At 71.1% G+C, this 11,154-nt stretch carries 2 protein-coding genes; both read left to right on the top strand.

The window, feature by feature from the left end; all coding sequences use genetic code 11:
- On the top strand, nucleotides 1–10,391 hold a 10,391-nt coding region (locus tag GXP76_RS30410), incomplete at its 5' end, for an SDR family NAD(P)-dependent oxidoreductase (RefSeq protein WP_308354236.1).
- Nucleotides 10,331–11,154, top strand: an 824-nt coding sequence (locus GXP76_RS35940) for an acyltransferase domain-containing protein (protein ID WP_242574837.1), incomplete at its 3' end; no start/stop codon positions are given. The genes GXP76_RS30410 and GXP76_RS35940, both read left to right, overlap by 61 nt.

Genomic DNA, 11,154 nt, shown 5'->3' with positions numbered 1-11,154 from the left:
CCTACGCCTTCCAACACCACCACTACTGGCTCAACGACACACCCGCGACCAGGGACCTCACCTCCGCAGGACTGACCACCACCGACCACCCCCTCCTCGGCGCAACCGTCGACCTCGCGCAGGGCGACTCGGCCGTCTTCACCAGCTCTCTCAGCCTGAGCACGCACCCGTGGCTCGCCGACCACACCATCGCGAACCGGGCTCTGCTGCCCGGCACCGCGTTCGTGGATCTCGCCCTGCACGCGGGACTGCATCTGGGATGTGACCGGCTCACGGATCTCACGCTGGCGACTCCGCTCGCCGTACCCGCGCAGGGCAGCGTCCAGTTGCAGGTCACCGTCGCACAGGAGAGCGCGTCCGGGGAGCGGATCGTGACGGTCCACTCCCGTCCGGAAGGGTTCGAGAGCCCTTGGACGGCCCATGCCACAGGTCTTCTGGGAATGAGCGACGAGGGATCCGACGCTCCCTCCACCGGTCTGGAGACCTGGCCCCCTCAGCGGGCGACAGCGCTGGACGTGGGTGCTCTGTACGAGGACTTCGCCGCCCAGGGCTACGCCTACGGCCCCGCGTTCCAGGGGCTGCACGCGGCCTGGCAGGCCGACGGTCACGTATACGCGGAGGTGGAACTCGCTCCCGACGTCGACGTCAACGGGTTCGGCGTCCACCCGGCGCTCCTCGACGCCGCCCTGCACACCCTCGCGCTGGACGCCATGACGAGCGGGCACAGCGGCGACGAGGTCAAACTGCCCTACTCCTGGTCAGGTATCCGTTTGTACGCGACCGGGGCGACCGCCGCGCGCGTACGGCTGACACCCACGAGCGAGACGACGGCGACGGTCACGCTCTCCGACGCGACCGGCCAACCGCTCCTGGAAATCGACGGGTTGACGTTGCGATCCGTCGACCCCAAGCAGCTCAACGCCTCGGCCGGCTCGGACCGTGACGGTCGCCTCTTCGTCCTCGACTGGACGGAGATGAGCGCTGTCACCGACACGACCGACACGGTCGTGTCCGATCTGCGCATCTTCGCCGCAGGCCCGGACGCGGGCGAGTTCGACACACCCGTGTTCGCCACGTTGCCGCCCGTCGACCTCGAACTCCCCCTTCCCGAGCAGGTGTTCACCGCCTCCGCACGCACCCTGCGCGTGGTCAGGGACTGGCTGTCGGACGATTCGGTCTCCGGGGCGCCCCTCGTGGTGGTGACCCGAGGCGCGGTGTCCGTCGCGCCGGAGAACGACATCGATCTCATCCATGCCCCGCTGTGGGGCCTGCTGCGCAGCGCCCAGAGCGAGCATCCGCACCGCTTCGTGTTGGTCGACGTGGACGACGACCCGGCATCGCTGGCGGCCCTGCCCTCAGCCGTGATGACGGCGGTGGCCCGACAGGAGCCACAGCTCGCGCTCCGGGCGGGAGCGCCGCTGGTCCCCCGCCTCGTACGCCACGACACCAGCGCTCAGGCGCTGGAGTCGGCGACTGCTGACGGGACCATCTCGCCCACGGCGTTCCGGCCCGACGGCACCGTGCTGATCACGGGTGGCACCGGCGCCTTCGGCGCCCGTATCGCCAGGCACCTGGTGAGCTCCCACGGCGTACGACGTCTGCTGCTCGTCAGCAGGTCCGGGCCGGACACCGAGCGGGCGACCGCGCTGCGCCAGGAGCTGACCGGCCTCGGCGCCGATGTCGAGGTCGCCGCCTGCGACGCCGCCGACCGCGACGGTCTCGCGGCGCTCGTCTCCGCGATCCCCGCCGACCGGCCGCTGTCGGCGGTTGTCCATGCATCTGGTGTCCTGGACGACGGCACGCTCGCCCAGCTCACGCCGGAGCAGTTGCGCGGGGTACAGCGCCCCAAGGCCGATGCCGCGTGGCACCTGCACGAGCTCACCCGGCACCTGGAACTCGACGCGTTCATCCTGGTGTCGGCGGGCGCCGCAACGCTGGGTACCGCCGGGCAGGGCAACTACGCCGCCGCGAACACCTTCCTCGACGCGCTGGCCGCCCACCGGCGACACCACGGTCTGCCCGGTCTCTCCCTCGCCTGGGGTTTCCTGGCTCAGGACGACGGCATGACCGGTCATCTCGACGAACGGGACCGCGCCCGGCTCGCACGCAACGGCGCCGTTCCGCTCAGTGTCGAGCGCGCGCTCGAACTCTTCGACGCGGCGCTCGCCGAGGCGGCGCCCGCCCACCTGCTGCCGCTGGCCATGGACTCCGGGCAGCCACTGCTGCACGGCCTCGTCCGCAAGCGGCGCACCGTGACCATGGCCGTGGCCGGCCGGTCCTCCGGATCCGCGTCCGGCGCAGGGGGGCCGGGGCTGGCCGAGCTGCCGCCTGAGGCCCGTCTGACCCGGCTCACGGAACTGGTGACGACCCTGGTGGCCGCCGTGCTGGGTCACCTGGATTCCCAACAGCTCGACCCCGGACGGACGTTCAGCGAACTCGGCTTCGACTCGCTCACCGCGGTGGAACTCCGCAACCAGCTCGGTGCCGCGACCGGCCTCCAGCTCCCGTCCACGCTCGTCTTCGACTATCCGACGCAGCAGGCGCTGGCCGCCTACCTCAGTAGCCGGTTCGCTGAGACGGCCACCGTCCAGCCCACGGCCCACGCACAGCTCCAGGACACGGAGCCGATCGCCGTCGTCGGGATGGCCTGCCGCTACCCCGGCGGTGTCACGACACCCGACGACCTGTGGGAGCTCCTCCGGGGAGGCCGGGACGCCATCAGCGACTTCCCGGACAACCGCGGCTGGGACCTCGACTCGCTCTACGATCCCGTTCCCGGCACCCGTGGCACTTCGTACGTGCGGGAGGGTGGATTCCTCCACGACGCCGGGCAGTTCGACCCCTCGCTCTTCGGCATGAGCCCGCAGGAAGCCCTGGCGACGGACCCCCAGCAGCGGCTGCTGCTGGAGACGGCGTGGGAGACCTTCGAGCGGGCCGGCATCGACCCGCGGTCGCTGCGCGGCAGCCAGACCGGAGTCTTCGCGGGAGTCATGTACAGCGACTACGCCGCCCGGCTCCTGCCGGACACGCCCGAGGGGTTCGAAGGCCAGATCGGGAACGGCAGTGCGCCGAGCATCGCGTCGGGTCGGGTGTCGTACGCGTTCGGCCTCGAGGGTCCGGCGGTGACGGTGGACACGGCGTGTTCGTCGTCGCTGGTCGCGTTGCATCTTGCGTGCCAGTCGCTGCGCAGCGGCGAGTCGTCGCTGGCGCTGGCCGGCGGTGTGACGGTCATGGCGAGTCCGAGCACGTACGTGGAGTTCAGCCAACAGCGCGGGCTGGCGCCGGACGGCCGGTGCAAGCCGTTCGCGGCGGGTGCGGACGGCACCGGCTGGTCGGAGGGGGTGGGGCTGCTGCTCGTGGAGCGGCTGTCGGACGCCCAACGCAACGGGCACGAGGTTCTGGCGGTGGTACGGGGTTCGGCGGTCAACCAGGACGGCGCCTCCAACGGCCTCACCGCGCCCAACGGCCCCTCGCAGGAACGGGTGATCCGTCAGGCACTGGCCAACTCGGGCCTGTCGGCGGCGGATGTGGACGCGGTGGAGGCGCACGGGACGGGTACGACGCTCGGGGACCCGATCGAGGCGCAGGCCATCCTCGCGACGTATGGCGAGGGACGGCCGGAAACGGCTCCGCTGTGGCTGGGGTCGCTGAAGTCGAACCTTGGACACACGCAGGCGGCTGCCGGTGTCGGCGGTGTCATCAAGATGGTGATGGCGATGCGGGAGGGCGTACTGCCGCGGACGCTGCACGTGGACGAGCCCACGCCGCACGTGGACTGGTCGGCAGGGGCCGTTGCACTCCTCACCGAGAACACCCCGTGGACGGTCGAGGAGGACCGGCCGAGGCGGGCCGGTGTGTCCTCGTTCGGGATCAGCGGCACGAACGCGCACGTGGTGCTTGAGCAGGCACCCGTGATCGAACGGGCCGGGACTGAGTCCGATTCTTCATCGGGTGTGGTGGTGTGGCCGGTGTCCGGCCACACGGCCGAGGCCCTGACCGCGCAGGTTTCCCGGTTGCACGCGTGGCTGGAGGAGCAGCCTGACGTTGATCTCTCGGCGGTCGCGGGGGCGCTGGCGGGGACGCGTGCGACTCTCGATCACCGTGCCGTCGCCTTCGGCACCGAGCGCGGGCAGCTGATGGACGCGCTGGCCGCTGTTGCGGCCGGGAACCCCAGCCCGCAGGGGGTGGTGGGTCGGTATCGGGCGGGGAAGCTCGCTGTGCTGTTCACCGGTCAGGGCTCGCAGTACGCGGGGATGGGGCACGACCTCTACACCAGCCACCCCGTCTTCCGCGACGCCCTCGACGAGGTGTGCGCCGCCCTGGACGCGCACCTCCCGGTGCCTTTGCTGACGGTGATGTTCGCCGAGCCGGGCACGCCGGAGGCGGATCTCCTCCACCACACCACGTACACGCAGCCCGCACTCTTCGCCCTGGAGACAGCCCTCTACCGGCTCACCCAGTCCTACGGAGTGCGCCCCGACGCACTGGCCGGGCACTCCATCGGTGAGCTCACCGCGGCCCACCTCGCGGGTGTCTTCACCCTCACCGACGCCGCCACCCTCGTGACCACCCGCGCCAAGTTGATGGGTGAGCTGCCCACCGGTCGGGGCACGATGCTCACCCTCCACACCACCCCCGACGACGTGACAGCGCTGCTTGAGGGCACCACCCTGGAGATCGCGGCCCGCAACTCCCCGACGAACACGGTCGTTTCAGGGACCGTGGCCGAGATCGAGGCCCTGACGGCCCGTGCGGCGGAGGCGGGTATCCGCACCCGCGCCCTCAAGGTCAGTCACGCCTTCCACTCCGCGCACATGGACCCCGTCCTCGACGCATTCCGTGCCACGCTCAGCACTCTTGACCCGCAGGCTCCCGTGCTGCCTGTCATCTCCAACCGCACCGGGCTGCCGCTGACGGCCGAGCAAGCGGTGTCGCCGGACTACTGGACCGAACAGCTCCGCCACAGCGTCAACTACACCGCCATCACCCACCACCTCGACTCCACCGGGACCACCGCGTACCTCGAACTCGGACCCGACACCACCCTCACCACCCTCACCACGCAGACCCTCCCGGACACCACCGCCATCGGGACGCTGCACCCCAAACACCCCCACCAGCACACGCTGCACACCGCACTGGCCACACTCCACACCCACCACACCCCCCTCACCTGGCCCACAACCACCCATAACACGAATCACCGCCCCAACCTCCCCACCTACGCCTTCCAGCACCACCACTACTGGCTCAACACACCGGCAAACAGCGGCGATCCGGCGAGTCTCGGACTCCGTCGTACGGGTCACGCCCTGCTCGGTGCCGCGGTTGAGCTCGCGGACGGTGGGAGCGCCGTCACGTTCACGGGAAGCCTGAGTCTGCGCACGCACCCGTGGCTCGCGGACCACGCGGTCGCAGGCACCGTACTGCTGCCGGGCACCGCGTTCGTGGATCTCGCCCTGCACGCCGGTGAGCACACAGGCCACCCCCATCTGGCGGAACTGACGCTCCAGGCCCCGCTCGTCATGACGGAGACCGGCAGTGTCCATCTCCAGGTGAGCGCCGGTGCCGACGAGGACGGGAGCGGACGGCGTCCGGTCACCGTCCACTCGCGCGCCGAGGACGGCGAGTCGTGGGCCCTGCACGCCACCGGCCATCTCACGACGACGCCCCCGGCACCTGCCGAAGACCTCACGGCCTGGCCGCCGGCCGGTGCCGAGGCACTGCCCGTCGAGACGCTGTACGACGACCTCGCCGCGCACGGTTACCACTACGGCCCGACCTTCCGGGGCCTGACGGCGGCCTGGCGTTCGGGCGACAGCAACGACGTGTACGCGGAGATCACACTCGGCGAGGACACCGACCCCGATGGCTACGGCATCCACCCCGCCCTCCTCGACGCCACCCTCCACGCCCTCGGCCTGACCACCGGCACAGACCAGGACGGCAACGAGGACCAGAACGGGAAGGCCCAACTGCCCTTCTCCTGGAGCGGAGTCGACCTGCAAGCCACCGGCGCGGCCGCTCTCCGGGCGCATGTCCGCAGGCTGACGCCCACCACCGCCCGGATCACCCTCGCGGACCCTGAGGGTCAGCCGGTAGGACACATCGACACGCTGACGCTGCGGCCCCTCGACGTCTCCCAGTTGCACCGGGCCGGCGAGTCCGATCCGTACCGCGACACGCTGTTCAGCCTGGACTGGTCGCCCGTCACCCTTCCGGAGGCCGGTGCGGGGAGCCGCCGCCAGTACGCCGTTCTCGCCCCGCTCACGGACGGCGGCGTGAACGACGACGCCGCCGAGTTCGCCGCGCAGTTCGCCGCCTCGCTGGCCGCGGCCGTCGGGTGCGAGGGCACCACGGACCTCGACCGGCTGACGGACGGTCCCGAAGTACCACCGGCGACCGTCTTCCTCCCCGTCGTGGACCGCGGCACGGATGCGGCGGGCGACGAGGCCGTGCCGGCCCGGGTGCGGTCGCTCGGCACACGCCTGCTCGCGCTCGTCCAGCGCTGGCTGCGTGACGAGTCGGTGGCGGCGGCACGGCTCGTCGTGGTGACGTCCGCGGCGGTGGCGGCCGAGCCCGGGGACCCGGTCTCCGATGTCGTATCCGCGTCCGCGTGGGGCCTGCTGCGCTCGGCGCAGTCGGAACACCCGGACAGGTTCCTGCTGGTCGACGTGGACGGTGAACCGGAGTCGGCAGCCGCGCTGCCCGCCGTCGTACTGAGCGGCGAACCACAGGTGGCCGTACGCGAGGGCCGGCCGCTCGCGGCCCGTCTGGGCCGGTTCTCGACCGAGGACGCGCTGGCCGTCCCCGCGGACGTGTCGGACTGGAGCCTCGGTGTGACGGGGCAGGGGACCCTGGACCACATCGCTCTGGTCGCGTCACCCGAGGCGTCGGCGGAGCTGGCCCCCGGTGAGGTACGTGTCGCTGTCCGGGCTGCGGGGCTGAACTTCCGCGACGTCGTCGTCACCCTCGGCATGGTCAGCGATGTCCGCGCCGTCGGCGGTGAGGGCGCCGGTGTGGTCCTTGAGGTGGCGCCGGACGTCACGCATCTGCGTTCCGGCGACCGGGTGATGGGCCTGTTCACCAGCACCGGTCCGGTGACCGTCACGGACGCCCGGCTGCTGACGCGCATCCCGCAGGGCTGGACCTTCGCGGAGGCAGCCACCGTCCCGATCGTCTTCCTCACCGCGTACTACGGGCTGGTCGACCTGGCCGCGGTGGAGCCCGGTGAGCGGCTTCTGGTCCACGCGGGCGCCGGTGGCGTCGGCATGGCCACGCTCCAGCTCGCGCGGCACTGGCAGGTCGAGATCCTGTCGACCGCGAGCACCGGCAAACAGCACGTCCTGCGCGCGCACGGCCTGGACGACGCACACATCGCGTCGTCACGCACCCTCGACTTCGAGGACCACTTCCGCGCTGCGACGGGGGGCGCGGGTGTCGACGTCGTGCTCAACTCGCTCGCCGGGGACTTCGCCGACGCGTCGATGCGGCTGCTCTCCGACGGCGGACGTTTCATCGAGATCGGCAAGACGGACATCCGGGATTCCGAGGCCGTCGCGGAGGCGTACCCGGGCACGGTCTACCAGGCGTTCGACCTGGGCGACGCGGGGCCCGAGCGCATCCAGGAGATGCTGGAGGAGCTCCGTACGCTGTGCGAGGAGGGCGTGCTGAGCCCGCTCCCCGTCACCGCGTGGGACATCCGACGCGCACCGGAGGCGCTGCGCTATCTGAGCCAGGCCCGGCACATCGGCAAGGTCGTGCTGACGCTGCCGTCTGCGTTGCGCGCCGAGGGCACCGTCCTGGTCACCGGCGGCACAGGAACGCTCGGTGCGCTGACGGCGCGCCACCTGATCACCGAACACGGCGCCCGGCACCTGCTGCTGACCAGCAGGTCCGGTCCGGACGCGGGAGGGGCGCGGGAGCTTCAGGAGGAGCTGACCGCGCTGGGCGCGGACGTCCGTATCGCCGCGTGCGACGCCGCCGACCGCGAGCAGCTCACCGCGCTGCTGGGCAGCATCCCCTCCGAGCACCCGCTCACCGCGGTCATCCACACCGCCGGCGTCCTCGACGACGCGACGGTCGACCGTCTCACCCCCGAACAGCTCACCACCGTCCTCGCCCCCAAGGTCGACGCCGCCTGGAACCTCCACGAACTCACAGCGGAGTCCGACCTCGACGCGTTCATCCTCTTCTCCTCCGCCGCCGCGACTTTCGGCGCGCCGGGCCAGGCCAACTACGCCTCGGCGAACGTCTTTCTGGACTCCCTCGCCGCCCATCGCCACCGTCGGGGTCTGCCGGCGGCCTCACTCGGGTGGGGACTGTGGGCCGAGTCCAGTGGGATGACACAGCACCTGGACGGCGCGGATGTGGCGCGGGTGAGCCGGGCGGGGGTCGTACCCCTGACCACGCCCCAGGGGCTGGCACTGCTGGATGTGGGCCTGGCCGAGAACCGGCCCTTCCTGCTGCCGACCGGGCTGGACACCCAGGCTCTGGGCTCGGCGGCCCCGCCGCCGCTCCTGCGCGCGCTGGTGCAGCCCCGGCGCGCCAGTGTGTCCCGGTCGGCCCGGGGTTCGGGCGCGTCCGCGGGCAAGGGTGGCTCACTGGCGGAGGCACTGTCTCTGCTGGCCCCAGAGCAGCGGGAGCGTCACCTTCTGGACCTGGTACGGAGCCATGTGGCGACCGTGCTGGTACGTGGTGACGCGGCGGCCATCGAGGCCGACCGCACGTTCCGGGAGCTGGGTTTCGACTCACTGACCGCCGTCGAGGTACGCAACCGGCTCACCGCCTCCACCGGTCTCCAGCTCCCGACGACCCTGATCTTCGACCATCCGACGCCGATCCTTGCGGCCCGTTTCCTCCTCACGGAACTGCTCGGCACGCTGCCGGCCGCCGACGCCGACGCGGTGGCGCCGATCGCGCACGACGAGCCGATCGCCATCATCGGAATGGCCTGCCGGTTCCCCGGTGAGGTTTCCTCTCCGGAGGACCTGTGGCAGTTGCTCGCCGAAGGGCGGGACGGGATCGGTGACTTCCCGACCGACCGTGGCTGGGACATCGAACGGCTGATGGACCCCGACCCGGAACGCACCGGCACTTCCGCGACGTCGTCCGGTGGTTTCCTCTACGACGCGGCCCAGTTCGACCCGGAGCTCTTCCGGATCAGTCCGCGCGAGGCGGTGGCGACGGACCCGCAGCACCGACTGCTGCTGGAGACGTCGTGGGAGGCCTTCGAGCGGGCCGGCATCGACCCCATGTCACTCCAGGGGAGCGACACCGGCGTCTTCGCCGGTGTCATTTCGCAGGACTACCTCTCCCGGCTCACCGACACCCCCAAGGGATTCGAGGGCCAGGTCGGCATCGGGAGCGCGCTGAGCGTCGCGTCCGGCCGTGTCTCCTACACGTTCGGCCTGGAGGGCCCGGCGCTCACGATCGACACGGCGTGTTCGTCGTCGCTGGTCGCTCTCCATCTGGCGTGCCAGTCGCTGCGGAACGGCGAGTCGTCGCTGGCCCTGGCCGGTGGTGTGACGGTCATGGCGGCGCCCGGTTGCTTCACGGAGTTCACGCGCCAGGGCGGACTCGCGCCGGACGGCCGGTGCAAGCCGTTCGCGGCGGGTGCGGATGGCACCGGCTGGTCGGAGGGTGTCGGGCTGCTGCTGGTGGAGCGGCTCTCGGACGCCGTACGCAACGGGCACCAGGTCCTCGCGGTGGTGCGGGGTTCGGCGGTGAACCAGGACGGCGCGTCGAACGGCCTCACGGCTCCGAACGGGCCGTCGCAGCAGCGCGTGATCCGTCAGGCACTCGCGAACGCGGGCCTGACGGCGGCCGATGTGGACGCGGTCGAGGCGCATGGCACCGGCACTGCTCTCGGTGACCCGATCGAGGCCCAGGCCATCCTCACTACCTACGGTCAGGACCGGCCGGAAGACGCTCCGTTGTGGCTGGGGTCGCTGAAGTCGAACCTTGGCCACACGCAGGCGGCTGCCGGTGTCGGCGGCGTCATCAAGATGGTCATGGCGATGCGGGAGGGCGTACTCCCAGCGACGCTGCACGTGGACGAGCCGACGCCGCATGTCGACTGGTCGGCGGGTGCGGTAGAGCTCCTGACGGAGAACACCCCGTGGGCGGTCGAGGAGGACCGGCCGAGGCGGGCAGGTGTGTCGTCGTTCGGTATGAGCGGGACGAACGCGCACGTCATCCTGGAACAGGCCCCGGCGGCCGAAGTCACTGGACCTGAGGGGGAGTCCGAGCCTGAGTCCGGGTCGGGTGTGGTGGTGTGGCCGGTGTCGGGTCATACGGCTCCGAGGCTCTGGCCGAGCAGGCATCGCGGTTGCACGCGCACCTTGCCGCGCACCCCGAGATCACGCCCGAGCAGGTCGCGCACGCCCTGACCACGACTCGCGCGGCTCTCACCCACCGGGGTGCGGTGGTTTCCGCTGACCGTGGGGAGCTGATGGAGGGGCTGGCGGCTCTTGCCGACGGTGATCCCAGTGCGCATGTGGTGACCGGGGTGACGCGTCCGCAGGGCAAGACGGTGTTCGTCTTCCCGGGGCAGGGTGCCCAGTGGGCGGGCATGACCGCTGATCTCCTGGCCACTGAGCCTGTCTATGCCCAGTCCATCGACGCGTGCGCCCTAGCGCTTGCGCCGTATGTGGACTGGTCGCTGCGAGATGTCCTCACGGACCCGGCCGGGGAACTCCTCGAACGGGTGGATGTGGTGCAGCCGGCGTTGTTCGCGGTCATGGTGTCCCTGGCGCGGCTGTGGGAGCACCACGGCACCCGCCCGGACGCCGTGATCGGTCACTCGCAGGGTGAGATCGCCGCCGCCCACATCGCAGGTGCACTGAGCCTGGAGGACGCGGCGAAGATCGTCGCCCTGCGGAGCAAGGCCCTCACCCAGCTGACCGGGCGCGGCACCATGGCCTCGGTCACCCTGCCGCACGAACAGGTCACCGAACAGATCGCCGCGTTCGACAGCCTGTCGGTCGCGGTCATCAACTCACCCACCCACACCGTCATCTCCGGCACCACCGAGGACATCCACACCTACCTCGACCACTGCCAGCAGAACAACGTCCAGACCAGGCTCCTCCCGGTCGACTACGCCTCCCACAGCCCCCACGTCGAAGCCCTCGAATCAGAACTGCTCACCGC

The sequence above is a fragment of the Streptomyces sp. NP-1717 genome, from assembly GCF_022695985.1.
Classification (GTDB): domain Bacteria; phylum Actinomycetota; class Actinomycetes; order Streptomycetales; family Streptomycetaceae; genus Streptomyces.
Note: the sequence above shows the minus strand (reverse complement) of the source record. Positions and strands in the feature narration are given on the sequence as shown.